The organism is Shewanella maritima (genome assembly GCF_004295345.1).
In the GTDB taxonomy this organism is placed as follows: domain Bacteria; phylum Pseudomonadota; class Gammaproteobacteria; order Enterobacterales; family Shewanellaceae; genus Shewanella; species Shewanella maritima.
Genome location: NZ_CP036200.1, coordinates 3,192,191 through 3,218,863 on the forward strand (window position 1 = coordinate 3,192,191; position 26,673 = coordinate 3,218,863).

General features: G+C 43.0%; 24 protein-coding genes and 1 pseudogene. 20 read left to right on the top strand and 5 right to left on the bottom strand.

Annotated features, from left to right (window positions below):
• Window positions 1–110: 110 nt before the first annotated feature.
• On the top strand, window positions 111–866 hold the full coding sequence (gene fkpA, locus EXU30_RS13660; RefSeq protein WP_130600925.1) for an FKBP-type peptidyl-prolyl cis-trans isomerase: 756 nt from the start codon (window positions 111–113) through the stop codon (window positions 864–866).
• Window positions 867–1,080: 214 nt separating this feature from the next.
• Complete coding sequence (locus EXU30_RS13665) at window positions 1,081–1,452, top strand: YacL family protein (protein ID WP_130600927.1); 372 nt, start codon at window positions 1,081–1,083, stop codon at window positions 1,450–1,452.
• Window positions 1,453–1,566: 114 nt separating this feature from the next.
• On the opposite strand, the gene EXU30_RS13670 is transcribed toward EXU30_RS13665, so the two are convergent.
• Window positions 1,567–2,196: a response regulator gene (locus EXU30_RS13670; RefSeq protein ID WP_130600929.1), complete on the bottom strand. Its 630-nt coding sequence runs from the start codon at window positions 2,194–2,196 to the stop codon at window positions 1,567–1,569.
• A complete protein-coding gene (narQ, locus tag EXU30_RS13675) occupies window positions 2,189–3,904 on the bottom strand; it encodes a nitrate/nitrite two-component system sensor histidine kinase NarQ (protein ID WP_165399020.1) in 1,716 nt (571 codons plus the stop codon). Before narQ ends, EXU30_RS13670 begins: the two co-directional genes overlap by 8 nt.
• 267 nt (window positions 3,905–4,171) lie before the next feature.
• On the opposite strand from narQ, the gene nrfA reads away from it, so the two are divergent.
• The 5 genes from nrfA (at window position 4,172) to EXU30_RS13700 (ending at window position 9,783) form a co-directional block, all read left to right on the top strand.
• Entirely contained in the window at window positions 4,172–5,578 is a 1,407-nt protein-coding gene (gene nrfA / locus EXU30_RS13680; protein WP_130600931.1) for an ammonia-forming nitrite reductase cytochrome c552 subunit, read from the top strand.
• Between the two features lie 618 nt (window positions 5,579–6,196).
• Entirely contained in the window at window positions 6,197–6,535 is a 339-nt protein-coding gene (locus EXU30_RS13685; RefSeq protein ID WP_130600933.1) for a P-II family nitrogen regulator, read from the top strand.
• A 10-nt stretch (window positions 6,536–6,545) separates the two neighbouring features.
• Window positions 6,546–7,796: an ammonium transporter gene (locus EXU30_RS13690; protein ID WP_130600935.1), complete on the top strand. Its 1,251-nt coding sequence runs from the start codon at window positions 6,546–6,548 to the stop codon at window positions 7,794–7,796.
• Between the two features lie 285 nt (window positions 7,797–8,081).
• Entirely contained in the window at window positions 8,082–8,426 is a 345-nt protein-coding gene (locus EXU30_RS13695; RefSeq protein ID WP_130600937.1) for a hypothetical protein, read from the top strand.
• Window positions 8,427–8,541: 115 nt separating this feature from the next.
• Window positions 8,542–9,783 carry a tetratricopeptide repeat protein gene (locus tag EXU30_RS13700; RefSeq protein WP_130600939.1) on the top strand — a complete coding sequence of 414 codons (1,242 nt, stop codon included), beginning with the start codon at window positions 8,542–8,544 and terminating at the stop codon, window positions 9,781–9,783.
• A gap of 95 nt (window positions 9,784–9,878) precedes the next feature.
• Here EXU30_RS13700 and EXU30_RS13705 read toward each other — a convergent pair whose 3' ends face one another.
• The gene (locus tag EXU30_RS13705; protein ID WP_130600941.1) at window positions 9,879–10,586 is read right to left on the bottom strand and encodes an amino acid ABC transporter; all 708 of its coding nucleotides are present in this window, start codon (window positions 10,584–10,586) and stop codon (window positions 9,879–9,881) included.
• A 292-nt stretch (window positions 10,587–10,878) separates the two neighbouring features.
• Here EXU30_RS13705 and aroG point away from each other — a divergent pair, with 292 nt between their 5' ends.
• Window positions 10,879–11,937, top strand: coding sequence for a 3-deoxy-7-phosphoheptulonate synthase AroG (gene aroG, locus EXU30_RS13710; RefSeq protein ID WP_130600943.1), 1,059 nt, complete (start codon window positions 10,879–10,881; stop codon window positions 11,935–11,937).
• Between the two features lie 96 nt (window positions 11,938–12,033).
• Here the strand turns inward: aroG and EXU30_RS13715 are convergent, their stop codons facing one another.
• The gene (locus EXU30_RS13715; RefSeq protein ID WP_130600945.1) at window positions 12,034–12,210 is read right to left on the bottom strand and encodes a hypothetical protein; all 177 of its coding nucleotides are present in this window, start codon (window positions 12,208–12,210) and stop codon (window positions 12,034–12,036) included.
• Between the two features lie 410 nt (window positions 12,211–12,620).
• On the opposite strand from EXU30_RS13715, the pseudogene EXU30_RS13720 reads away from it, so the two are divergent.
• The 11 genes and pseudogenes from EXU30_RS13720 to EXU30_RS13765 all read left to right on the top strand — a co-directional run.
• Window positions 12,621–14,050 (top strand): annotated as a pseudogene (locus tag EXU30_RS13720) (ABCB family ABC transporter ATP-binding protein/permease); the annotation flags it as partial.
• 36 nt (window positions 14,051–14,086) lie between these two features.
• Window positions 14,087–14,332 (top strand): hypothetical protein, encoded by a 246-nt coding sequence (locus tag EXU30_RS20910; protein ID WP_423213392.1) that lies wholly within the window; start codon window positions 14,087–14,089, stop codon window positions 14,330–14,332.
• Window positions 14,333–14,493: 161 nt separating this feature from the next.
• Window positions 14,494–14,739 (top strand): hypothetical protein, encoded by a 246-nt coding sequence (locus EXU30_RS13725; RefSeq protein ID WP_130600947.1) that lies wholly within the window; start codon window positions 14,494–14,496, stop codon window positions 14,737–14,739.
• A 508-nt stretch (window positions 14,740–15,247) separates the two neighbouring features.
• A complete protein-coding gene (locus EXU30_RS13730; protein ID WP_165399022.1) occupies window positions 15,248–15,901 on the top strand; it encodes a DUF5610 domain-containing protein in 654 nt (217 codons plus the stop codon).
• 560 nt (window positions 15,902–16,461) lie between these two features.
• Window positions 16,462–17,211 (top strand): ferredoxin--NADP reductase, encoded by a 750-nt coding sequence (locus EXU30_RS13735; protein WP_130600949.1) that lies wholly within the window; start codon window positions 16,462–16,464, stop codon window positions 17,209–17,211.
• Window positions 17,212–17,588: 377 nt separating this feature from the next.
• Window positions 17,589–18,596: a Fe(3+) ABC transporter substrate-binding protein gene (locus EXU30_RS13740; protein WP_130600951.1), complete on the top strand. Its 1,008-nt coding sequence runs from the start codon at window positions 17,589–17,591 to the stop codon at window positions 18,594–18,596.
• 86 nt (window positions 18,597–18,682) lie between these two features.
• The gene (locus tag EXU30_RS13745; RefSeq protein ID WP_130600953.1) at window positions 18,683–20,314 is read left to right on the top strand and encodes an ABC transporter permease; all 1,632 of its coding nucleotides are present in this window, start codon (window positions 18,683–18,685) and stop codon (window positions 20,312–20,314) included.
• On the top strand, window positions 20,315–21,349 hold the full coding sequence (locus EXU30_RS13750) for an ABC transporter ATP-binding protein (protein WP_130600955.1): 1,035 nt from the start codon (window positions 20,315–20,317) through the stop codon (window positions 21,347–21,349).
• A gap of 151 nt (window positions 21,350–21,500) precedes the next feature.
• Complete coding sequence (locus EXU30_RS13755; RefSeq protein WP_130600957.1) at window positions 21,501–22,439, top strand: Dyp-type peroxidase; 939 nt, start codon at window positions 21,501–21,503, stop codon at window positions 22,437–22,439.
• 245 nt (window positions 22,440–22,684) lie between these two features.
• On the top strand, window positions 22,685–23,482 hold the full coding sequence (locus EXU30_RS13760) for an SDR family NAD(P)-dependent oxidoreductase (RefSeq protein WP_130600959.1): 798 nt from the start codon (window positions 22,685–22,687) through the stop codon (window positions 23,480–23,482).
• A gap of 29 nt (window positions 23,483–23,511) precedes the next feature.
• Window positions 23,512–24,504, top strand: a complete 993-nt coding sequence (locus EXU30_RS13765) for an AraC family transcriptional regulator (RefSeq protein ID WP_130600961.1) — start codon at window positions 23,512–23,514, stop codon at window positions 24,502–24,504.
• 92 nt (window positions 24,505–24,596) lie between these two features.
• Here EXU30_RS13765 and argR read toward each other — a convergent pair whose 3' ends face one another.
• Window positions 24,597–25,067, bottom strand: a complete 471-nt coding sequence (argR, locus tag EXU30_RS13770) for a transcriptional regulator ArgR (RefSeq protein ID WP_130600963.1) — start codon at window positions 25,065–25,067, stop codon at window positions 24,597–24,599.
• Between the two features lie 290 nt (window positions 25,068–25,357).
• On the opposite strand from argR, the gene EXU30_RS13775 reads away from it, so the two are divergent.
• A complete protein-coding gene (locus EXU30_RS13775; protein WP_130600965.1) occupies window positions 25,358–26,632 on the top strand; it encodes a dicarboxylate/amino acid:cation symporter in 1,275 nt (424 codons plus the stop codon).
• Window positions 26,633–26,673 lie beyond the last annotated feature (41 nt).

Consider the following 26,673-nt stretch of genomic DNA (forward strand, 5'->3'; position numbering starts at 1 on the left):
GTATAAGCCTGATAGTTAGTATAAAGTGGCTGATTAACATTTCACTTAAATAGCTCATTTATTTGAGGTATGAACAAATAGTAACCCTATTAATTGCTGAGGAAGCTTTAATGAAACCTTTTTATAAACTATCGCTAGTAGCATTGGCCGTTGTTGGTTTAAGTGCGTGTAACCAAGAGCAAGCGGCTAAGCCTGTTGAAGCTAAACTAGAGTTAACAACAGAAGCTCAAAAAGAAGCTTACAGCGTAGGTGGCTCAATTGGTAAGTACATTTCTGGTCATATCAAAGAGCAAGAAGAGCTTGGTATGCCTATTGATCGCAAGCTGATTGTTAAAGGTTTTGAGCACGGTTTGAACGACGAAATGAAGCTGACCGAAGAAGAAATGCAAACTGTGTTACAAGCGCTTGATCAAAAGCTAAACGAAAAGCGTCAAGCTAAAGCACAAGAGCTAGCTGCAAAAACTGTTGAAGAAAGCCAAAAGTACCTTGAAGAAAACAAGGCTAAAGAAGGCGTAACAGTGACTGAATCTGGCCTTCAATACGAAGTGTTAGTAGCTGGTGAAGGTGATAAGCCGAACGCAGAAGATACCGTTGAAGTTCACTATCGTGGTACGTTAATTGATGGTACTGAGTTTGATAGCTCATACTCTCGCAACCAGACTGCTAAGTTCCCACTTACTCGTGTCATTCCTGGTTGGACTGAAGGTGTACAGTTAATGTCACCTGGTGCTAAGTATAAGTTCACTATCCCATCAGAGCTTGCTTATGGTGAGACTGGTAGTGGCTCTATCCCACCAAACTCAACACTTGTTTTCGAAGTTGAGCTAATCTCTGTTGCTAAGCCTGAAGTACCGGCTGAGCAGTAATTAGTAAGAGCTCGATTAGCTTAAATTGAGTCGAGCTTTACTACTAAATGAAGGGCGCTTAGCGCCCTTTTTTGATCCCATTGAATAGCAGTAAGTTAACAGTCGAATGACTGACTTTTAGCGCGTGTCGTAGATTTGGATTACAATGACAGTATTGGTTAATCACGAGTTCGGTTAACAGCTTTTAATCAAAAACATTAAGCTTGGATATATCATGGAGTATGAGTTTCGTCGTAATCGCTTAGAAGGGACTGTCTTCGCGGAATTTAGCATGGAGCACGTGGTATTAGGGCGCTGGTTTAGTGAAGAGCTAGGCAGTGACGCGGCTTTAATCAAGCACATTTTAGCTCAGGTATTATTACTGCAATCAGGCTCGCTTGAGCATTGGCGGCATGTTGGTGGTGATCTCACGATTGATTTAGACCGAGAGCAGGTACGAGTTTTCGCCAATGTGATGGCTCAAGATGAGGAGCTTGAACTTCAAGAGTCGATGTCACTTTACAACGCTGAGTCTGAATCTTTTTGTGGACTGGAAGATTTTGAACAAGTGCTTTTGAGCTGGCAAGCATTTATTGAGCAAGATTAATTGCTCCACGCTAGATAACGCAGGAAACAAAAAAAACCGCCATGCAAGGCGGTTTTTTAGTATGAGCTTAGTCAGTGTTCTTAACTAAGAGCCTTAGCCAATGTTGCGCAAACTTTAGTGATTCAAGTAACGCACAGCCATTTCAGTACGAGACTTAGCGTTTGCTTTGCGCAGTAAGTTCTTCACATGAACTTTTACCGTGCCTTCACTGATGTGCAGGTCCTCTGAAATTACGCGGTTACTCTTACCTTCTGCCAGCTCTTTAAGAATTTGCAGCTCTCTTGGCGTTAAGCTTTCAATCCATTGTTCATCTTCTGACGCGTTTTTCAGCTCGTAAATATACTCTTCAACTGTATCGCTGACTACGCGATGACCAAGCATGGCTTTCTTAAGTTGCTCAAGTAATAGATCCGGCTCTGTATCTTTAAGTAGGTAACCGTCTGCACCTGCTCGAAGTAGGCGGATGACATCTTGTTTGGCGTCAGACACAGTCAGGATCACAATTCTTGCTGTTACGCCTTCTTGACGTAGTGCATTTAGGGTATCAAGGCCCGACATACCTTTCATGTTTAGGTCGAGCAGCACAATATCTGGCTCGTTGTCTTGCAACATATTAAGCGCATCTAACCCGCTGCCTGCTTCTCCGAACAAGTTGAAATCTTCGTCGGATGAGATAAGTTCACAAATACCTCGGCGAAGTAAAGGGTGGTCATCGACGACCAACACTGAATATGGTTTACCCATTTAGTGGCTCCTGCTGCGGTGGAAAACTAAGATTCACGGTTGTACCTCCTTCCATATTACTATGAAAGTTGACCTTACCGTTAAGTTTGTTTGCTCTTTCATGCATGATCCCGATGCCAAAGTGCTGATCTCGCTCTTTAATATGCTCGATGCCTTTACCGTTATCACAGATAGAAATGTTTGGATTGCCTTTGTCATCTACATGACAACGAATGACGATTTCACTCGCGTTGGCGTGCTTTATTGCATTAAGCGTGGCTTCACGAGTGATCTGCAAGATATGAATGTGCTGTTTAGCTTGCATCAAATGTGGCGGCAATTTGTAATCCAGCTCGATGCCTGCCTTGGTTTGACTCTTTAGTTGTTCGAGCATGACCTCAATACCGTGTTTAAGATCGGGTTCTTTAATGGTGAGCCTGAATGTTGATAACAGCTCTCGTAATTGGCTGTATGCCGTGCTTACGCCAGAGTTAATTTCGTTAATTTGCTTTTCAACCTCTTCGTTCATGCCGTGGCGCTTTAACGATTTTGTCAGCAAGTTAACCTGAATTTTCAAGAATGACAGCAGTTGTCCTAATGAGTCATGCAGTTCTCGTGCAATCACTGCGCGCTCTTCCATTAACGCCAACTGCTGACGTTCCTCGGTGGCATTGTGAATGGTAATGGAGCGGGTGAGCATCAAGGCGAAGTTTTCAAATAACTGATGGTTTGGGCGCTTATCTGAGATCACTTCAAGTTGACCAAGCTGTCTCTGGTCAATCATTAGCGGGAAAGCCACAGATTTATAGTTGTTATCTTCTGGCCAGCCGCCTTGCGCTTCAATGACATCGCTGGTCTCGTCAGTGTGTTCAATCACAATGCGTAAGTGTGAGATGCGCTCAAACCGTTTTAATTGGTCAAGTGACTCTTTTAGCGTCTTGTACTCAAGTTGATCGGCGTGCAGGTTGACTAAGCTGTCATACAAGAAATTGAGCTCGTTGTTGGTACGAGTTAGCGCTAAGGTTTTTTCATTGACCTGACCTTCAAGATCTCGGTATAGAGTCGATAGTTCTGTGGTGATTTTTTTCAGTGCGCGGCTTAACGCCGTAAGCTCAATGTATTCCGTTTTAGGCATATCAACATCAAATACACCTTTAGAGATGGTTTCAGCGCTGTTCATTAAATGCTTTAGTGGCTTTACAACTTTTTTTCGCGTGTATGAAACTGCAAAGATTGCAATTAATAGCATTAATATCAAACCACTAACTTGACTGATGACCAGCCAGCGCAGTTTGAGTGCGGCAAACTGCTCCATCTTTAATACCAAAGTATCAATTGTGTCGACAAAGTCTTTTAAGCTGTCACGGTAACTGGTTAAATCTTTTGTCTCGATGAATTTTCTCATGCTTTGCCAGCGCTCGATTACCAGCAAATATTGGTCAGATAACTGTTCTGGTGAATACCAGTTAAGTGAGCGCTGCAGTGCTTCAGAATGCAGAGTTTGTTCAAAAAAGATAATTTTTTCAGGGGTTGTTTCAGGTTTGTTTTGAGCAGCAAGCATGAGTCGATAGCTCTGCATCCGCAATGAGCCTGAGGCGTTAATGGCTTTTGCATCACCAATGCTAATCGACAAATTTAAGATGGCATAAAGCGCCAAACTTGAAGAAAGCAAAATGAATACTAACATTAACCCTAAAATAGTTGAGGTGAGACTGCCGCGTTTAATCATGAACTGCCTTTATTAACAAATTTAACGCCTCGAGTTTACTTAAATTTGCCCCAAAAATAGAGTAGTTTATGCGGTAACTTACATTAGCATTCGCTTGTGAATGTTAAAGGATTTGTCAAAATGTGATTTACAACACGTTTACATTTTGATCTGGCGCAAGTTTCGCCTGCTATACCCCTTAGGGTATATAAAAATCTTAGAAAAACTATAATTTTGACAGTGTATGGACGTGCTATTAGTTATAAAAATATGTAACACGGAGAAACGGTGATGATGAAGATGAACGCAAAAAAAGCTGCTTTAAGTGCAGTGATTGCTGCAGCACTTATGGCTTCAGGCGCTTATGCAAGCGACAAGACTGAGCCAAGAAGTGAAGTATATAAGAAGAAGTATTCGGCACAATTTGAATCTTGGCACGCTACTGGCGAAAGCGAAGAAATTGTCGATATGCTTGAAGAAGTACCAGAGCTAGTCGTTTTATGGGCTGGTTATGGTTTCGCTAAAGACTACAATGCGCCACGTGGTCACATGTATGCGGTAGCAGATGTCCGCAATACATTACGTACTGGTGCACCAAAAGATGCTACAGACGGCCCAATGCCAATGGCATGTTGGAGCTGTAAGAGCCCTGACGTACCTCGCGTAATCGAAGAGCAAGGTGAAGATGGCTACTTCTCTGGTAAGTGGGCTAAAGGCGGCGCTGAGATTGTAAACACTATCGGTTGTGCTGACTGTCACGTTAAAGGTTCACCAAAACTACGCATTTCGCGTCCTTTTGCTGAGCGTGCATTAGAAACTATCGGCACTCCATTTGATAAAGCTTCTCGTAAAGACAAGCAATCAATGGTTTGTGCTCAGTGTCACGTAGAGTACTACTTCGAGAAGACTGCAGATAAGAAAGGTTTTGTTAAGTTCCCTTGGGATATGGGTACCACTGTTGAGCAGATGGAAGCCTACTATGACGCAATGGACTTCACTGACTGGACTCATGCAGTTTCTAAAACGCCAATGCTTAAAGCACAGCACCCTGGTTATGAAACTTGGAAGCTAGGTGTACACGGTAAGAACAACGTAACTTGTACTGACTGTCACATGCCACGTGTTGCAAAAGCAAACGGTAAAGGTAAGTTCACTGACCATAAAGTGGGTAACCCATTCGACCGCTTCGAAGAGACTTGTGCATCTTGTCACACTCAAAGCAAAGAGTTCATGGTTAACCTGACTGAAGAGCGCAAGCACAAAGTTGCTGAGCTTAAAGCAAGCGCTGAAAAGCAACTTGTTCACGCTCACTTCGAAGCTAAAGCTGCTTGGGATGCTGGTGCAACTGAGAAAGAAATGAAGCCAATCCTTATGGATATCCGTCACGCTCAATGGCGTTGGGATTATGCAACAGCTTCTCACGGTGTTGCAGCTCACGCAGCTGACGAAGCGCTGCGCATCTTAGGCACAGCAGTAGATAAGGCGGCTAACGCTCGTCTACAATTAGCTCAGCTATTTGCTGTTAAAGGTGTTAAGCAACCAGTTGCATTACCTGATATCTCTACCAAAGCGAAAGCACAAGCTGCACTTGGTATGGACATGAAGAAGATGAATGCTGAAAAAGAAGCGTTCAAGAAGAACATGTTACCTAAGTGGGATGCGGAAGCTAAAAAACGCGAAGCAACTTACAAGTAATCACAGCTTTAAATTTTAAAGTTTTTTGATTACCAAGAGGCCCTCATCATGAGGGCCTTTTTATTGGGTGTCATTTAATGTTAACCAATACATGTATTTGAACACTCTTACCGTTTAACTCTTAGTTGTTAACATAGCTTGTAACTGTGCTAAACATGTTGAGAGTAGAGTTGTTCGCTCGCGGCTATTCCAGCTTTGTTCTTGGCGCTTTTTCTGCGAAACCTCTGAAATCTGATTTATCTTGATCGGTATAAGACAGCCTTTTGGAAGCCAGCCCTACTTTTTAGTACTTCCTCTTAATACACCCTTAATTTTTAGCCCCAAACTCATGGTTTAATCGAGTGTAGTCAGTCCTAAATCCGACTGCTCACTACCTACACTGTGCACATAGTCAGTGCAGATGTTCCCAATGAGCCGTTTTCTTCTCGATTTGCACCAAAAAATCACATTTGTTGAAAATTTATGCACTCAATTGGTGCTGCAGTTTTGTTCTAAATCAGTGCGAATTATTAAAATTGTATATTTATTATTGATTTACATAATTGGTCTAATGATTGAATAGTTGACTCCAAGTGTGAATATAAATTTAAAACAACAATTTTAATTTTGGAGGTCGGGATGAAACTCGTCAGCGCAATCATCAAGCCATTTAAACTCGATGATGTCCGTGAAGCCATTGCAGGCATGGGTATTGAGGGTATGACAGTGACTGAAGTAAAAGGCTTCGGTCGTCAAAAAGGGCACACAGAGCTTTATCGTGGTGCTGAATATCAGGTCGACTTTTTGCCAAAAGTAAAATTAGAAATTGCGACTAAGGCTGAAAACCTAGATGTCTTGGTTGAAGCTATCACGTCGGCTGCACATACAGGCAAGATTGGTGACGGCAAGATTTTTGTGACTGATTTAGAACAAGCTATCCGTATTCGTACGGGTGAGCACGATAACGAAGCGCTTTAAGGGGGAAGCAATGGAAGAACTAACAAAATTAGGCCTAACCGTAACTGAGTTACGATTCGCCCTTGATACGTTTTATTTCTTAATTTCTGGTGCACTAGTGATGTGGATGGCGGCAGGTTTCGCCATGCTAGAAGCGGGTCTGGTTCGCTCTAAAAACACCACTGAAATCTTAACTAAGAACGTTTGTCTTTATTCAATCGCTTGTATTATGTATCTCATTCTAGGTTACAACATTATGTATGTTGATAATGCTGAAGGCGGTATTTTACCAAGCTTTGGCTCATTAATTGGTACGCAAGCTGAAGGCGCTGATCATGCTCTTGAGTCTGACTTCTTCTTCCAGGTGGTATTTGTTGCAACCGCAATGTCTATTGTATCTGGTGCAGTTGCAGAGCGTATGAAGCTTTGGGCTTTCTTAGCATTTGCAGTAGTACTGACTGGTGTTATTTATCCAATTGAAGGTTACTGGACTTGGGGCGGTGGTTTTGTTGCTGAGGCTGGTTTTGTTGACTTTGCAGGCTCTGGTATCGTGCACATGGCGGGCGCGGCAGCTGCAATCTCAGGCGTACTGCTGTTAGGTGCTCGTAAAGGTAAGTACGGCCCAAATGGTCAGGTTAACCCAATTCCAGGCTCAAACCTGCCAATGGCAACCTTAGGTATGTTTATTCTATGGATGGGTTGGTTTGGCTTTAATGGTGGTTCTCAGTTGTTGGTTTCTGACGCTGAAAACGCAAGTGCAGTGGCTAAAATCTTTGTTAACACCAACTCTGCAGCAGCCTTTGGTGCGGTAGCAGCGCTGATTGTATGTAAAGTAGTTTGGGGTAAAGCAGACCTAACTATGATTCTAAACGGTGCGCTAGCAGGTCTTGTTGCTATTACTGCAGACCCACTATCTCCATCTTTAGCAATGGCTGGCGTGATTGGTGTGGTTGCTGGCGGTCTGGTTGTATTCTCAATCATTGGTTTTGATCGCATTAAGATTGATGACCCAGTGGGTGCGATTTCTGTTCACGGTGTAGCTGGTTTCCTAGGTTTAATGCTTGTACCTCTATCAAACGCTGATGCAAGCTTTGGCAGTCAGTTGTTTGGTGCAGCCGTTATCTTTGGCTGGGTGTTCGCTGCTTCAACGGTAGTTTGGTTAGTGCTAAAAGTGACCATGGGTATCCGTGTTACTGAAGAAGAAGAGTACACAGGTATGGATGCATCAGATTGTGGTATTGATGCGTACCCTGAGTTTGTAAGCATTAAAGGTGCGAGTTAGGCTAACGCTTCAAACTTAAATGATAGAAAACAGGGCTATTGATAGCCCTGTTTTTGTTTTCAACCCCTAATCCATCTACTTCAATAGGTGGTTATCACCGAGTCGCCTTTAACTGTAATTTTTAGTGTTCTTCAGAAGGTGGATTCTTCACTTGGATGATTTTTAGGGCGTTATCCACCAAACTGAGCTTTGGCTCACCACGCGCTACAAACCTGAAGGCGGTTATATTTACCCTATACTTGTGCTAACTTTTAATCACTAGGATGGTTTAAAGGAGGATATGGGATGCTATGTAAGCACTTTGCTCTGCTGGCTGGCCTCGCGTTAGCGGTAATGACCTTGAGCATGAGCAAGGCTTATGCTGGCCAGGTGGTTGTGCGTAAATCCTCAGAGCCATTTGATGCTTTCGCTATTCGCGACCATGTTCGTGAGTTACATCAATGGAAAGAATCTATCCGCTTTCAAGAGCAAATCAAGGTAATTCAATCATTACCAGTGGGTTGCATTACCGTGGTTACCCCTTATCGTTACTATCATTGTGGGCTTAACTTTTATCGGCCTTATGAATACAAAGGTATAACTCACTTTGTACAAGTCGACCCCCCAGTTCAAGCAGGGCCACAACGTTAAAATTGGCATTTAATCTTCTGTAACAAAGTTGGTGTTACTGCGCTGCTCGTAACCTTTGGCGATAAATCGGATTGTTGACTAGGCTTAAGTCAGGCTTTCTCACAAGGGAGGCAGTATGACAAGTCTAAAAAACGGTGCTTGTAAGCAATTCAATTCATTAATTGATACATCAGTCAGTCACATAACTAGCGCAACGTCGAAGGTGTCAATAAGCATTTTACTGTTAGCGAGTGCCATACTCTCTGGTTGTCAGTCAACTGCAAAATCTACTCCAGATCTGGATGTTGAATCACTATTCTTTGACGAGCACTTTGAGGAGCAGAGTGTTGCTAGTGTGGAAGAAATTTTTCGCCTACCCAATGATTTCAAGTCACAAGTCACTTCTGAATTTCGCAGTGCTAAGCTTAAGCAAGGAGTTAATTTTTCCGCTAACGAGTGGCTAGCAGAGTATGTTGGAGCCCAAGAAGGCGCGTTTGAATATCGTGACCACTATACGCGCAAAGCGTCAATAACCGCCTTAAATCGTCAGGGAAATTGCATGTCACTAGTGGTGCTTTCTGCCGCTTTGGCAGAGCAATTCGATGTTCCTGTGAAATTCCAAGATATTGAAGTTCAGCCCATTTGGGATAAACGGGGCGGCTTTTATTTAGTAAACGGACACGTGAATTTGCGTTTATTGCCAGTGAGAAAGGCTAATCGAATTTCGGTTTCAGAAAATGAAGTTTTGGTGGACTTTTTACCTGAGCGGGCGGTAAGGGCTTACAAGGCGACAACGGTTAATAAACAAACCTTAGTTGCAATGTACTATAACAATGTGGCTGCAGAGGCGCTAGTAGATGGTGATTATGACCTTGCCTATGCGCTAGCAAAAGCCGCTATACGTCAAGATACCAGTTATGTTCCTTCTATAAATACTTTAGCGGTGATTTATCGCCACAAGCGTATGAATGATAAGGCAGAACTCGTTTACCGCGCAGCATTAACTCAGGAGCCGGAAGATTTGACTACCCTGTTTAACCTCGCGCTTATTCTAAGTGAGCAAGACAGACTCGATGAGTGGCATCAAGTACATAAAGTGTTGGAGCTGGCTAGGATCAATAATCCTTTTTACTATTATGACATGGCGCAGCAAGCATACTTTGATAAGCAGTATCATGAAGCGCTAACCTGGTATAAACGTGCTGTGGCGAAAGCCGATTATCGTCATGAGTTTTATTTCGGGCTTTCAAGAGCCTATTGGGCAACGGGTGAGCAAAGGCTAGCCAAAAAGAATATGGCAAAAGCGTTAGATTTAACCCGAGATGACGAGTTTAAGAGTCGTTATCAAACTAAGCTTAACGCGATGCGAGCTCAATAGGATGGCCTTACTGCAAAAGCCCATTCAAGTTCAGTAATCTGCTTGTAAGATTTGTTGGTATTGAGGCGTGGCTTTTAGCAAAGTTATCGCCTCATCTATTTGTTTGGCGACTTCGCTGTCGTAGCAGCCGATAATCCTGGGGCGGGCTTGAAGAGGTTTGTCTGAGTGACAAGTTGCTTGGTGTCTAGTTTCCCGACTAATAGTTTGCTGTAGTATTTAAAGATTTTCTCTTCCATCACAATCGCCTCTACATGGCCGTTAAACAACATGACAACCTGGCCTTTCTGATTGCTGAGCTCTTCATAATTCGAGTGCCGCGCCACCATGTTTTCATATTCTTCTCCAAGAAACTTCTTGGCGTTTTGAAATCCGCTCAATGAGTACCTTAATAGATCTTCAATTGAAGCAACCTCAAGCTTAGAGTTTGTAAGGTAAAACAAGGCATTTTGATATTCAATTAAGCTTTGAGTGAAGTGGAGGCCATCTGCATCTGCAGGAGCGTTAATAATACAGTCGATTTGTTGTGTGTTTACAAGACGTAAAGCTCTTAGGTTGGGTGCGAATACAATGTGATCTAATTCGATGCCTTTTTGATTGAGCGCGGCAACTAACAGATCGTATTGGATCCCTCGGTGTTGATGAGCAAAGAAAAATGGCTCGATGCTATTACTCGTGGCGAAGCTATACGATTTGCTTTGGCCGACAGTTGGAGTTGCTTCGTTAGCAAAAACTGATGTTATTGCAGTTGGCAGATGGTATAGGCTGATGAAAAGTAAGCTAATAATGAAAAAAGGCTTTGGCATGTTTTAGTCTAACTGTTTCTTTGTTAGTTCAAGTATAACCGCTAAATATAAGTTTGAGCTTAATAACGTCCTATTTGAGTCACCAATTAGAGTATGAGATAAAGTGTTTGGTTTGATTTTTTAATCTAAATAAATCAGTGTTTTAAAAACTTATTTTTACTATTAGTAATCTTTGATTGCCAAAGTTGTTATAACTGGTTTAGATTGACGCTATTACTTAACAGAATTGCCGTATTCTGTTTAGGTAAAGTGCATTTTTTCAGTAAGTGATTTGCCAGACCGGAGTTGTTGTATGTATTACCAAAATGATGATGTAAGAATTAATGAAGTGAAAGAGTTGCTCCCACCTGTGGCGATTCTTGAGCGATTTCCGGCCTCTGAAAATGCTTCTGAAACCGTTTTTAAAGCAAGAGACAGTATTCATCGTATTTTGAATAAAAAAGATGATCGTTTGCTGGTGGTGATTGGTCCATGTTCGATTCATGATCCTGTTGCTGCACTTGATTATGGGCGTCGCCTGGTTGAGTTGCGAGAGCGTTATCAAGACCAGCTTGAAGTGGTTATGCGTGTTTACTTTGAAAAGCCAAGAACGACTGTTGGCTGGAAGGGGTTGATCAATGACCCTTATATGGATAATAGCTTTAAGTTAAACGATGGTTTACGCACCGCTCGCAAGTTACTTGTTGATCTTAATGACAGTGGTATGCCAACAGCAGGTGAATTCTTAGATATGATCACGCCTCAGTATGTTGCTGATTTAATGTGTTGGGGCGCGATTGGGGCTCGTACTACTGAGTCACAGGTTCATCGTGAGCTAGCGTCAGGTTTATCGTGTCCTGTTGGCTTTAAAAATGGTACTGACGGCACAATTAAAGTTGCGATTGATGCAATTGGCGCGTCAAGTGCTCCGCATCACTTCTTGTCAGTGACCAAGTTTGGACACTCTGCAATTGTATCAACCAAGGGTAATCCTGATTGCCATATCATCTTGCGCGGTGGTAAAACGCCAAATTATAGTGCTGAGCACGTTAAGGTGATCACCGAACAGCTCGAGCAGTCAAAGCTTGAAAGCAATATAATGATTGATTTTAGTCATGCTAACAGCAACAAAGACTATCGTCGTCAAATGGTAGTTGCTGAAAGTGTATCAGCACAGATCAGCGAAGGTAACCATTCTATCTTTGGAGTGATGGTTGAGAGTCATCTTGTTGAAGGACGTCAGGATATTGTAACGGGTAAAGAGTTGGTTTACGGACAAAGCGTGACTGATGCATGTATCGGTTGGGATGATACTGAAAAGCTGTTGCAGCAATTGAGTGATGCAGTGATTGCTCGCCGTGAAGCCGTTTAATTTATCGTTTTGAAAGCAATAAAAAAGGCGCATTATGCGCCTTTTTTACTAGTAAAACTGAACAAGTTAACTCTTAGACTCATCGACTGCCAAAAACTAACGTTTGGTTTGCTCAGCTAAGTATTCATTGGCTTTCGCCAAACTGCCAAAGGCTGAAATCAAGTTATTACGACCTTTATCTTGTAACTCAGGATTTCCAGACTCAATCATCATCCACACCCACGTTTGTATTAATTGAACTGGTGGGTACTGCACTTTGGTGGTGTCCAACATAAAGCTTCCTAATGATTCAAAGATTTAGCTTTTCATAGAGCAAAAGCTACAACTAATTCGACTGCAGAGTATCAAATTCTTTAAAAACTGATAACTCTAAAACATCGCAAATCTAACCTTGTTGAAAAATAATTTTCAAAAATAGCACTTAGGTATTATACGCAGACTAAAGGATTAAGTCTAAAGGTGTATCGGCTACTTTCTACCTAGTGAGCTTAAATCAAGGTACCTAGTTAGAAAGTTTTTTTAAATAATTGTTTGAAATAGTTAAAGGTTAGTGCCTTTAAACTGGGGTAATATGAGGTCTTAACGCTTAGTGTGTAAATATTGGTAATTAAGAGGTAATAGGGATGAGACCAACGGCATACATTGACGGACCAGTAGGTAAGCTCAACTGGAAAGTATTAGTCATGCTCTGGCCGTATCTTATTGAGTTTAAAGGGCGAGTCACTCTTGCGCTACTTTGCTTAGTCATCGCTAAACTTGCCAATGTGGGCTTGCCTTTCATTTTAAAAGAGCTGGTAGACTCCCTCGATACCTCAACTGTTCAACTGGTTGCCGCACCTATCGCATTAGTTTTTGCCTATGGAAGTTTACGTTTTCTAAATGTCATCATTGGCGAAGTGCGAGATACCTTGTTTGGCAGGGTAACAGAGCGCGCGATTCGTAGACTTAGTCTTGGCGTATTCAATCACCTTCACGTGCTTGATCTGAGTTATCACCTTGAGCGCCGCACTGGCGGTTTGTCACGAGATATTGAGCGCGGCACTAGTGGCGTCAGCTTTTTAATGCGCTTTATGGTGTTTAATATCGTGCCAACTCTGCTAGAGATAGCCCTGGTGATCGGTATCTTCTTTTTCCAGTATGGCTGGTTGTACGCCATTATTACTTTGGCGGCGGTAGCCGCCTATATTGGATTCTCCATTGTCGCAACTGAGTGGCGTACAAGTTATGTCCGTGACGCAGCCATTGCTGATTCAAAGGCTAATACCCGTGCGGTTGATAGCTTATTGAACTTTGAAACCGTTAAATACTTTAATAACGAACAGCGAGAAGCCGAGCACTATGACACTGCGCTTGGTCAATGGGAGCAGGCAAAGCGTAAAAATCGCTTATCATTATTGGTGTTAAATAGCGGTCAGGCGCTTATTATTGCCGCAGCAATGACTGCAATGATGGGCTTTGCCATGTATGAAGTTATTGATGAAACCATGACTATTGGTGACTTTGTGCTGATTAACGCATTTATGATGCAGTTATTTATGCCGCTCAACTTTTTGGGTTTCGTATATCGCGAGATCCGCGGCGCTTTTGCCAATATTGAGCGTATGTTTGATATTTTGGATATTTCGCCGCAAGTCACAGATAACGCTGATGCGAAAACTATACATATTCAGCAGGGTGAGATCAGCTTTGAGCAAGTGGAGTTTTGTTATCAACAGCGCGAGATTTTAAAGCAGGTTACCTTGAATGTGAGTAAAGGCAGGAAGGTAGCAGTTGTTGGTGATAGCGGCGCGGGCAAGTCGACCTTAATTAAGTTGTTATACCGATTTTACGACGTTAACAGTGGCCGTATTTGTATTGATGGCGTGGATATTCGCGACATGAGTTTAGACTCTTTGCGTAAAGCTATTGCCATTGTGCCGCAAGATACAGTGTTATTTAATCGCTCAATTTATGAAAATATTCGTTATGGTCGCCCTGATGCAAGCGAGCAAGAGGTTAAGCACGCGGCTAAAATTGCTCACTTAAGTGAGTTTGTTGAGTCACTTCCAGATAAATGGGACACCAAAGTAGGAGAGCGTGGTTTAAAATTGTCTGGGGGGAAAAACAGCGCGTATCGATTGCTAGGGCCGTGCTTAAGCAAGCGCCTATTATGGTATTTGATGAAGCAACGTCATCACTAGATAGCCGCTCGGAGCAAGCGATATTATCAGCAATTAAGGATGCTCAGCGTGGGCACACAAGCCTAGTGGTGGCTCATAGATTATCGACCATAGTTGATGCCGATTTAATTGTGGTGTTAAGTGGTGGGCAAATTGTTGAGCAAGGTCAGCATCACGGTTTATTACAACAAGATGGTCTATATGCAAAACTGTGGCGAATTCAAAATGAATCGTAGTTGTATGAGCGCTAACTTATAAGCTGAGATGTCTGACAGACAACTTGTAGCAATTTTTAACAAGCCATCTCGATTCTTTGGCGATAATGGGTATAATTATCCGAAAATAATAAAGTCATACATAGGTATGTCAGTGTTGCTGACATGGATTGGAGGAACAGGTGCAAAATATTGCATTAAAAGCTGCCTTGGAAGGTACTCAACACGAAGTTACGACAGACTGGTTTGCGATTAAAGCCATGCTTGAGAAACGTGAAGTGCCAGCGTCAGATATTCAAAATGTGTACAATGAGCTTTGTGCAGGCTTAATTGTTACGACTCGCGGCTTAACTCTATCTAAAATTAACGATAATGATAGCAGTGATGTGATTAAAAGTGCTGATGATGGAAAAGATATACTGGTTTGATTAAGCTTGCTTCAACTACTTCCTTTGCCAACTAGCACACACAATTTTTTGTTGATGAACAGGTCGATTATCCGGCGCTAACCGGGTAATTTTACCTTTTTCATAACATATCTTTTCTCCTTCCAGCTCAGACATGCGACTACAACTTTGGCAAGTTAGCCCCATAACTTTATCTGTAACGAGCGGTGTGTCAGTTTTTGTGCTCAAGGTCTATCCTTAATGGAAAATAGTGATCTGCATCAAAGTTTATTGTACAGAAAGTGCATTTTAGAGCAATAACTAAACTTAAGTTCTACCTAAAATTAGATAAAGCACATCACACTTCTTACTACCTAGTTTTAACATGCTATACAAACTTATAACTTAAGTAGTATCAACTAGACTTTAGTTTAGGGTTTGCTAAATCTCAAATATTTAAATTAATAAAGTTGTTTATAAATTGGTCGATAATAGAGTTAAGTAATAAAACACGCCCTAACAGGTGTTGTAGTGATTGAGGTAGTAAGCCATGGAAATTAAACAGACAAACCAACCTAAGGTATCGGCGACAAATAATGTTGATACCGATGCCGGTAAAGCTGCAAGTTCAGCTGCGTCGCAGACTACCAGAAGCGAGCAAACTGGGAGTGTTCAGACGGTACGTCAAGTGACCAAACAGATGCAAAATAGCAGCATTTTAGCCGCGCAAGAAAGCGTGAGTATAGCTTCTGGCGATCAGTCAATGGCATTACTTTATCGCGCAGCGATTGAGGCCATTAATGAAGAACTAGCACCAACCTTAGGCGAAAATGCCATTCAAAAAGGTGTAGAGGCTGGCGTCGATTACACGCCTGAAGCAACGGCTGAACGTATTGTTTCCTTTGCAACCAATTTCTTTTCTGTACATCAAGGGCAAACCAGTAATCTAGAGTTTAACGAACAGCTTGATGGCTTTATGGAGATTATTTCTGGTGCAATTGACCAAGGCTTTGAAGAAGCTAAAGAAATCCTTGATGGTTTAAGCGTACTTGATGGTGATATTGCAGCAGGCGTTGAGCAAACCTATGAATTGGTGCAGCAAGGTTTAGCTAAATTTAGAGAGCAAACTCTCGAAGCCAATCAGCCTTCGCAAGACACTCCAGTAGATGATGCTCCAGCAGATGAGGCTAATGCCCAAGCGTAATTGTACTTTGTAGTAGCGGTACAGAGTCATAAATGCGTTGAGTCATAAAGCTGAAGTCATTTATGCCATTTAACTTGACCACTACAAACTGGGGAAATGGCCCATTGGATTGACACAGACAAACGCAATAAAAACAAAGTCATTAGGCATAGTTGAGATAGACTTACTATACTCAACTATGCCTTTTTTATGTATCTGATTTCGTCAGTGATACTAGGGCCTGTTGATCTTTGCTGATTAGAATTTGTTCGAATTAAAAGCACTTTAATCGCGGCGCGAGCGATGACGTCTAGTCATCTAAACAAACTCGCTCGCAACAATGAGTAAAGTGCTTTTAAACGAACCGTTCCGGCAGCGCTTGTTGTCATTTCTACTACGTTAACGACTTACTCATGTGGAACAACCACACATCAAAGTCGTTGCCTTGTATAAATTTCCAACAAGCCGCTGCAAAAATAATCTTGAAAGATCAACAGGTCCTAGACATAAAGCTTAGCGTTAACAGCCTAATCTCAGGTTGAAAAGCGCTATAAACATTAGAATAAGATTAAGGAGCGCTTATGTGGACAACAGGTAAAGTAATTGCGAAGCAAAACTGGAACGATAAGTTGTTCTCATTGCGTATTGAAGTTGATATCGCTCCTTATATTGCCGGGCAGTTTATTAAGCTCAGCCAAATGCAAGGTGATAAACGGGTAGCGCGTGCATATTCTTTGGTCAATGCACCTGATGCGCCTTATGTTGAGGTGCTTGCTGTTGAGGTACAGGATGGACAGTTGTCACCTAAGCTACATGAGCTAGAAATAGGCGATGAAATTGAAGTCTCCACTAAGGCAACTGGTTTTATGACGCTCGATGAAATCCCAAGTGGTGCTGTACAGGGCAGCGATTTATGGTTATTAGCCACAGGTACTGCTGTTGGGCCATTTGTTTCTATGCTGTCAACAGCTGAGCCCTGGAAAAGGTTTGAGCGTGTACTGCTAGTATATGGCGCTCGTTTTATCGATGACCTAGCGTATCTAGAGCAATTAAAGGCAATGGAATTACAATATCCACAGCAATTTAAGCTTGTTACCTGCATTACCCGCGAGCCAAATCCAGATGGCTTAACTAGTCGTATTCCTCAAGGTTTGTTAAGCGGTGAAATTGAGCGTTATCTAGGTGTTGAAATTACCCCAGATGATTCGCAAGTAATGATCTGTGGCAATCCCGATATGATTTCTGAAGCGCAAAGCTTGTTGCTTGAGCGGGGCTTGGCGAAGAATTTACGTCGAGCACCAGGGCAAATTACAGTAGAAAAATACTGGTAATCACCTAATTTGTTTTGGATTTAAACTATCATCGCTGTTTAATTGACCATCAATACTATTAACTTTTAACCGTTAATTATTGCCAGTGAAGCAAGGATCAATTATTCTTCACGAATTGATAATTGTTATCATTTTTAATTGGTCTTCAATTTGAATTATTACTTAAGTTGGTTAAGCTGTTGCTAAAGTAACTGTTTAAGTTGATTAGGATTTTCTGAATAAGGTTGGTTTCTGAACTTGCGCAAACACTGGCGTTTTTCAGTGTTAGTTGCTAATGAAACAGCCCGGTAACACGAACGGATATTCCCATCTGTTTGAGGTGATAATCCTGGACCAATTTAACCACTTATACCGAGTATTTAAGGGAGTAATTAATAATGAAGCTTTTAAAAAGCATTGCAATTTTAGGCCTAGCGAGTGTCGCTGGTGTGGTCAATGCAGCTGAGTCTTTAACCGTTTATTCTTACCGTCAAGCCTTCTTAATCGATCCGATCCTAGAAAAGTTTACCCAAGATACAGGTATCAAAGTGGATGTGGTGTTCTCTAAAAAAGGCATCGCAGAGCGAATTCAACGCGAAGGTCAATTATCGCCAGCCGATGTGGTACTGACTTCAGATTTCTCACGCTTAATGGAACTAGTTGAAAAGGACTTAGTTGCACCCGTTAGCAGTGACGTGATCAACGGCAATATTCCTTCACAATTCCGCGCGCCAGACAATACTTGGTATGCGTTAACTCAACGCGTACGTAATGTTTATTCTTCACGCGACCGTTTAGGTAAGCTTGATATCAACTATGAAGATTTAGCCGCACCAAAATACAAAGGCAAGATTTGTACTCGCAGTGGTAAACATCCATACAATGCTGCACTTGTGGCTTCTATGATTGCTCATCACGGTGAAGCTGAGGCGAAAACTTGGCTGCAAGGCGTCAAAGATAACCTAGCCCGTAAGCCACAAGGTAATGACCGTGCACAAGTTAAAGCGGTAAAAGAAGGCCTATGTGATATTGCCATCGGCAACAGCTATTACCTAGGTAAGATGCTAGCTGACCCTAAGCAAGTAAGCTGGGCTGAATCGGTATTCTTAAACTTCCCTAATCAAGCTAACCGTGGTTCACACGTGAATGTTTCTGGTATGGTGTTAGCTAAGCATTCAAAAAACAAAGATAATGCGATTAAGTTAATGGAGTTCTTAACTTCAAACGTGGCGCAACAAGCATACGCAGAAGTGAACTATGAATACCCAGTTAACCCAAGCGTTAAACCTTCTAAACTGGTTGCTTCATGGGGCGAGTTTAAAGCTGACGCACTACCAATTCACAAATTAGCTGAGAATCATCAAGCGGCAATCAAGTTGCTTGATGAAGTGAAATTCGACCTGTAATTGCCCTTTAATTAAAAATGGTTTAATAAAACTCAGTTATTCTGGCGCACTTTGTTTTATAGTGCGCCAGCAAAACGGATAACAATATGATTTTAGGCTTAACCAGAGGCTGGTCGCTTACTGGTTATACGATAGCGGCAATTATTATTTTGCCGCTTTTTGCACTTTTACTGCAGGCAGCAATGCCGGATGAGGAAGTCTTTTCTCATCTTTATGATACGGTTCTCCCAACCTACATTTACAACAGCTTGATGCTGATGTTATTGGTTGGTTTCGGCTCTCTAATTATCGCCATTCCCGCAGCCTGGTTTGTTGCTCGCTGTGATTTTCCCGGACGAAAACAATTTCAGTGGTTGCTGCTACTGCCACTGGCGATGCCCGCTTATATCGTTGCTTACGTTTATACTGACTTGTTTGATTATGCTGGCGTGGTGCAGCGCACGCTGCGTAGTGTGTTTGAATGGCAAACACCTCAAGATTATTACTTTCCAGAAGTGCGCAGCTTAGGCGGCGCAGCCATTATGTTGTCGCTTGTGCTGTTTCCCTATGTTTACTTATTGGCTCGCACTGCATTTATGGAGCAGTCGTCTAGCTTATTGCATGCGTCACGTATTATGGGGTGCAGCCCATGGAAGAGCTTTTGGCGCTTGGCCTTACCTATGGCAAGACCAGCCTTGGCTGTCGGTGTTGCGCTAGTCGCCATGGAAACCGCAGCTGACTTTGCGACCGTGAGCTATTTTGCCGTACCGACCTTAACCACGGCGGTTTACGATACATGGCTGGGCTACGGCAGCTTGGCGGCAGCGGCAAAGCTGTCGACAATTATGCTGTTGGTTATTTTTGTGATGGTTGGGGTTGAGCGTTTTGCAAGGCGCAAACAAAAACTGTTTCAGCGCCAGTCTGACTTTAATGAAGCTGACAGATACTTGCTAACCGGTTGGAAGAAGTTTGCAGCGACGGGATACTGTTCGCTACTACTATGGTTTGCCTTTATTTGGCCGTTCGCCATTTTGTGCCAGTATGCTTTTGACTACTTTGAGCAAAGCTGGAGCGCAGAGTTTCTCGAGTACAGCTTGAACAGTCTTTACATCGCTGCGCTTGTGAGCTTTATCTGTGTAGCATTGTCGTTGCTATTGATGTTTATTCGCCGTATTAGCCCGCGCTCGATGGACTCGCTGCCCTCGCGCTTAAGTAGCACAGGTTATGCAATTCCCGGTACTGTATTAGCCATTGGCGTGTTATCACCGCTTACTTTACTCGACTTTTCAATCAATGATTTATATCAGTACTTTGATGCGCAAGGACCAGGTTTGTTGTTTACCGGCAGTGTGTTCGCCCTGGTATTTGCTTTTTGTGTGCGCTTTATGGCGATAACCATTGGCAGTATTGAGAACAGTTATAAACGCATTTCGCCATCATTAGATATGGCCAGTATTACTATGGGGCAAAATCCTAAGCAGTTGTTGTGGCGAGTACACCTACCACTACTGAAAAAGGGCATCTTTGCTGGCGCGCTGTTAGTGTTTATCGAAAGCATGAAGGAGTTGCCCGCAGCGCTATTGCTAAGGCCTATCGGCTTTGAAAACTTAGCTACCTATGTTTTCCAATATGTATCCGATGAGCAGCTAGAGCTAGGTGCGCTATCTGCCATTGTGATTGTGCTGGTTGGTTTAATTCCGCTTATTTATTTGAATCGTTCCCTGGAGCAAAAGAGCTAAATGTCTACGTTAACCATTGAAAATGTCTCAAGTGCTTACGATGGTGAGCTGATCTTAAAAAAGCTCAATCTAACCCTAAAGAAAGGCGAGATAGTCGCACTACTTGGGCCAAGTGGTTGTGGTAAAACCACACTGCTCAGAGCGATTGCAGGCTTGCAACCCATTACCCAAGGGCGCATTGCTATCAATGGTACTACCTTGAGCGATGAGGGCATATTTGTACCGAGTGAGCAACGTGGCATAGGGATGATTTTTCAGGACTATGCGTTGTTCCCACACATGACAGTAGCTGACAATATTCTTTTTGGCGTAAATGGCTTGTCTAAAGCGCAGCGTCAGCAGCGCTTGCATGAAATGCTTGAGTTAGTGAAGTTAACTGACCTTGGTGAGCGTTATCCTCACGAGCTTTCAGGTGGCCAGCAGCAAAGGGTATCGATAGCCCGCGCATTGGCTTATGAGCCAGATGTGTTGTTGTTAGATGAACCGTTTTCAAACATCGATAGTCAAGTGCGCAGTGAAATGATGTTAGAGATACGCCAAATCCTTAAGCAGCGTAACGTAAGTGCTGTGTTTGTCACCCACAGTAAAGACGAGGCCTTCGTATTTGCAGACAAGCTAGCGCTATTTGAGCACGGCGCTATCGCCCAGTTTGGTCTAGCTGAAGACTTGTATCACCAACCAAATAGCCGCTATGTGGCGGAGTTCTTAGGCGCAAGTAATTACCTTAATGTGAAGCAGGTTAACGGTCATCGGTTATCTAGCGTATTAGGTGAGATGATCACAGACCAAGTTATTGATATTAATCAGCTTGGTTTTGGTAAGGGGCAATTGTTGCTGCGCCCTGAACAATTACAAATTGAAGCCTGTGAACAAGGTAATGGTGTGGTGCGAGACAGACGCTATATTGGCACGGCTTGCCAATATTGGGTAGAAGTTGAAGACCAAGTATTCGAAGTTCGAAGCTCAGAATTGAACCTAAAACCGCAACAAAAAGTGCAATTGACTGCTAAAGTTGAGCCCATGGTGATATTTTAGAGTCGACGTTTGTCCTAATGTTAAAAGTGTGAGATATAGCTATGTATTAGCAAAAGCGGTAAGTTAGATTCTCATGTTGGGTTAAGCCCTATTTTTTATTATTGCAGTTTTAGTTACTTAGGCCGACATAGATAAGGTGGTAGATCTCAAAATGGATAATCAAACTATGCCTCGTGAACAACTTGGAATATGCGCTGAGGGTAACCTGCACAGTGTGTATTTAATGTTTAACGTCAATGAGGGAGCCGAAGCTCAACTACGTGCATCGTTGGCTAGCGTAGCTCAATATATTTATGAGTTGACGGATCAATTTTCAGACAGCGCCTTTAACGGCTTTGTGGCGATTGGTGCAAACTTCTGGGACAGCTTTTATCCGCAAGGTCGCCCTGCATTATTAAAGCCGTTTCCATCGATGCAAAAAGATAATCGCGATGCCCCAGCGATTGAGTTTGATTTATTTGTTCACCTGCGTTGTGACCGTTTTGACATCTTGCACTTGGTTGCCAATGAAATTAACCAAATGCTAGAAGATAGCGTTGAGCTAGTTGATGAAGAGCGCGGCTTTAGATTTATGGACAGCCGCGACCTGACAGGCTTTGTTGATGGCACTGAAAACCCTAAGGGTCGCGGCCGTCAAGAAGTAGCGTTAGTTGGCGATGAAGACGAAGCATTCAAACAAGGCACCTATGTGCATGTACAAAAGTTTGCCCACAATCTAAGTAAGTGGAATCGCCTGCCAGTGCGCAAGCAAGAAGACATTGTTGGCCGTACCAAGGAAGACAACATTGAATACGCAAGCGAAGACAAGCCTCTTACCAGCCACATTAAGCGTGTGAACTTGAAGTCGGCTGAAGGTAAGTCGTTAGAGATTTTGCGTCAAAGCATGCCTTATGGCTCGGTAAAAGAACAAGGACTCATGTTTATCTCAGTTTGCCGCACACCAAGTCATTTTGAAGAGATGCTTAAGAGCATGGTGCACGGTGACGAGCATGGTAACTTTGACCACCTAATGAACTTTACTAAAGCGCTCACTGGCTCGTCGTTTTTCGCGCCATCATTAGATTTTTTACTGCAGTTTGAGCAAGGTTAAAGTGTAAAGCCTTTTTAACCGCGCTTAAAGTAGATATAAAGCAATGCCTAGGCATTGCTTTTTTGTTGCCTTGAAGCCGCGAAATCTTGATACATGAGTTGTAAATTGGCCTGAAGATACCAGTTTGGCGTGATTGGAATGCACTGTGGCGTGATTGGATATGAAATGGCGTGAATGAATAGCATAAAATTTGCTCATCGATTGGCGCAAATGCCAACTTGGTGACGACAATGGAGAGCAAACAAATGACACAAGCAAAATCTAAAGCAGGTACAGCGTTGGTGACAGGTGCATCAAGCGGTATAGGTCTCGAGTTAGCAACAATTCATGCTGAAAAGGGAGGTGACCTTATTTTGGTGGCCCGCTCCGAAGGCAAGCTAACTGAACTTAAAACCGAGCTAGAGAAGCGCTATCAGATAAAGGTTGAGGTTATTGCATGCGACTTATCAGAACCTGACTCGGCAAACGCGTTATTTGAGCAAACACAGGCAAAAGGTTTGCAAGTAGATGTGCTTATTAATAATGCTGGTTTTGGTGGCCACGGTTTGTTTCATCAGCGAGAGTTAAGTGCAGAGCAAGCTATGATGCAGGTAAATATGATCACATTGACCAACCTGACACACCTTTACTTACAAGGCATGGTCGAGCGTAATTACGGCAAGGTTTTAAATGTGTCTTCAACCGCATCGTTTATCCCTGGGCCGCTTCAGGCGGTGTACTACGCAACGAAAGCCTATGTAACCTCGTTCTCACAGGCATTGGCGGAAGAGGTTAAAGCAAACAATATTACTGTGACAGCACTTTGCCCTGGTGCGGTTGCCACTGGCTTTGTTAAAGCTGGTGATCTTGAAGGAGTGGAGATTTTTGATAAAGCTAAAACTCCACGCTCGGTAGCTGAATGTGGCTATCACGCTATGCAGCAAGGTGAGTTGGTGGCCTTTAATGAGTCATCACTTAAGTTCATGCTCAACTGGATTATGCCACTCCTGCCTCGCAAGCTTGTGCTTAAGTTTTCGCGTCAGGCAATGGAAAAGTCGAGTTAATATATCAGCTAACCGTGGAGCTAACTGCAATGAAAACAGCCAGTAAATTTAATATACCGAGTAATTGGTTGGTGCTATTTAACGATTTAGGGCTTGAGCTTGAGCAAATTCTTGCATTCAGTCAACTCCCTGCTGGTTTGTTTAAAAGGTCAAAGGTGCAGCTAACGCCTGAGCAGTACTTTCAATTATGGATTGGGATCGAGGCTGCCGCAGAGGCCGCTAATATCGATATTGCACTCAAGTTTGCCGAGGTTATGAGTTTTGAGCAGTTTGATGCACCAATTTTTGCTGCGATTTGCAGCCCTAATCTCAATGCCGCAGCCAGCCGGCTAAAGCAATTTAAACCGCTAATAGGGCCGATGATTTTGGACATAGAGCAAACAGCGCAATATACAGAGCTATCAACACGCTGTTATGGCCATAGTGGTAAGCTGCCTAAGGTACTGAGTTTAGTTGAGCTGGTGTTTTTTACTCAGCTTACCAGGCTAGCGACGCGCCAGCACATTAAACCAATTGATATAGTCGTGCCTGAGCAATTGGATGATATGCAGCCTTACGAAGATTATTTTGGCTGCAGTATTCGCCAAGGTGTGCAAACCGCGATTAAGTTCAGCGCCAGCGATGCTAAGGCGCCGTTTTTAACCAGTAACGAAACCATGTTGCACATGTACGAGCAAGGGTTAGTTGAACAGTTAGAGGCTATCGGCGCAAAGGACTCAACTTCTAGTCTGGTATTTAGTTGCTTGCTTGATTTGTTGCCTCAAGGGAAATCAGCCATTGATGATGTTGCAGCAGAGCTGGCAATGAGCAAGCGCACTTTGCAGCGAAAATTAACCGAGCAAGATTCAAGTTATCAGTTGGTGCTTAAACAGGTACGCCAACACTTAGCCGATTATTATTTGGAGCAAACAGACTTGCCGTTAATCGAAATTTCGTTCTTGCTTGGGTTTAAAGAGTCGAACTCATTTATTCGGGCATACAGTGGTTGGAGTGGAGTATCGCCAGCGAGAACTCGGCATTAGTTGATACTCTTTCCTGCGTTAGAAACTAAAAAGCCACCTTGGCTAGACTCACTTAGACTAGAGTAGGGTGGCTTTCTCAATTGTGTTCAGACTTACTCGCTGTAGTTAAACAGTGATTTAACCGTCTCTAGCGTGTCATCAATGGTGGTGATATTTGATGGTGAGATGAAGATGGTGTCGTCACCAGCAATCGTCCCCAAAATACCTTCTGGCTTACCGATGGAGTCTAATAGGCGTGCGATTAGCTGCGCTGCACCTGGGCTGGTGCGTACTACAATCATCGCCTGGTTGTGGTCAACATCGAGCACTAGGTTTTTAAGCGGGCTACCGGCCGTTGGTACACCTAATTCTGCTGGTAAGCAGTAAACCATTTCTTGCTTAGCGTTACGTGTGCGTACAGCGCCAAACTTACTTAGCATGCGCGATACTTTAGATTGGTTTATGTTGCTGAATCCTTCCGCCTGAAGTGCGTTAACAATTTCACTCTGGCTACCAAAGCGTTCTTCTTTAAGGATCGCTTTAAAGGTCCTTACCAATTCATCCTGATTTTTGGTTGCTGGCATAATGTTAGTTTCTTCTTATGATTGTTATTCAAAAAACCGCTGTATTTTGAATAGAAATTGCATCAAAGTCAAGAATACCCCTTTGTTGGTGAATAAAAATTCACTGATTTAACTAAAGTGTGACAAGCGTTTGCGTGTGCAGTACACCTTTGTCGCAAAAATGCGTTACAAAGTGGACTAATTCTCAGTCAGCCTGCGTCACATGACGTAGATCATCTTTTGCCTTTGTATGTCTTGCTAGACTTGCGCCCCGTCATTTTTTGCAAGTTAACAAATCAAGGTAAAGACATATGTCAACGCAAACCCCTTCAGTGTTTTCGCGAGCTTGGTCTCGATGGATGGCTGTTCCGCTTTGGATGCAAATTCTTATTGGTATGACGCTAGGTATTGCTGTTGGTGTCGGGCTTGGAGAAAGTGCAACTTACCTAAAGCCGATAGGAACTATCTTTGTTAACACTATTAAGATGCTTATTGTGCCGCTGGTGTTCTGCTCGTTAATTGTTGGTGTGACCTCCATGCAAGACACCGCCAAAATGGGACGGATTGGTTTCAAATCTTTCGTGTTCTACCTTGGCACGACCGCGTTCGCAATGACAATTGGCTTACTTGTGGGGCATATTTTGCAGCCAGGAGCTGGGCTAGATTTAGTGCAATCGGGCGTTGATGAAACCGTAAAGCAAGCGCCGTCGTTGATGGAAACCTTGATTAACATAGTGCCGACTAACCCTGTTGCTGCACTGGCTAGTGGTCAAATTCTGCAGGTGATTGTATTTGCGGTTGCGTTAGGTATTGCGTTAGTGCTGATTGGCGAGCGTGGTCAGCCAGCGATTAAAGTATTCGAAAGTCTAGCTGAAGCTATGTTCAAGCTAACTGACATGGTGATGAAGCTAGCGCCATATGGTGTGTTTGGTTTAATGGCTTGGGTTGCTGGAGAGTATGGTCTAGACATGTTACTTCCACTGATTAAAGTTATCGCTGCAGTTTACATTGGCTGTGTTTTACATATCGTAGGTTTTTACAGCGCTGCATTAGTCTTACTGGGTAAGCTCAACCCAGTGCACTTTTTCAAAGGCATTAGCAATGCCATTGTTGTGGCTTACACCACTTCAAGTTCGGCAGGCTCGCTGCCAGCTAGTATGAAGTGTGCTAATGAGCTTGGCGTAAATAAGAAGATCTCTAGTTTCGTATTGCCGCTAGGAACTACCATCAATATGGATGGCACCGCGCTGTATCAAGGCGTGACCGCTTTGTTTGTCGCTCAGGCTTTTGGTATTGATCTAACCTGGGTTGATTATGTCACCATTATTCTAACTGGGACTTTGGCATCTATCGGCACAGCAGGTGTGCCTGGCGCAGGTCTAGTGATGCTAACTCTAGTATTAACCACTGTTGGTCTACCACTGGAGGGTGTGGCGATTATTGCTGGTATCGACCGCATTTTGGATATGGCGCGTACCACGGTTAATGTATGTGGTGACTTAACCGCAACCACCATTATTGCTCGCAGTGAAAATGAGCTGAACGTGCAACAATACCAAGCGGATACATCAAGCAAGGAAAGCTAACGCTAGAAAGTTGCAGTTAAGCATAATAAGCTCTGATTTCT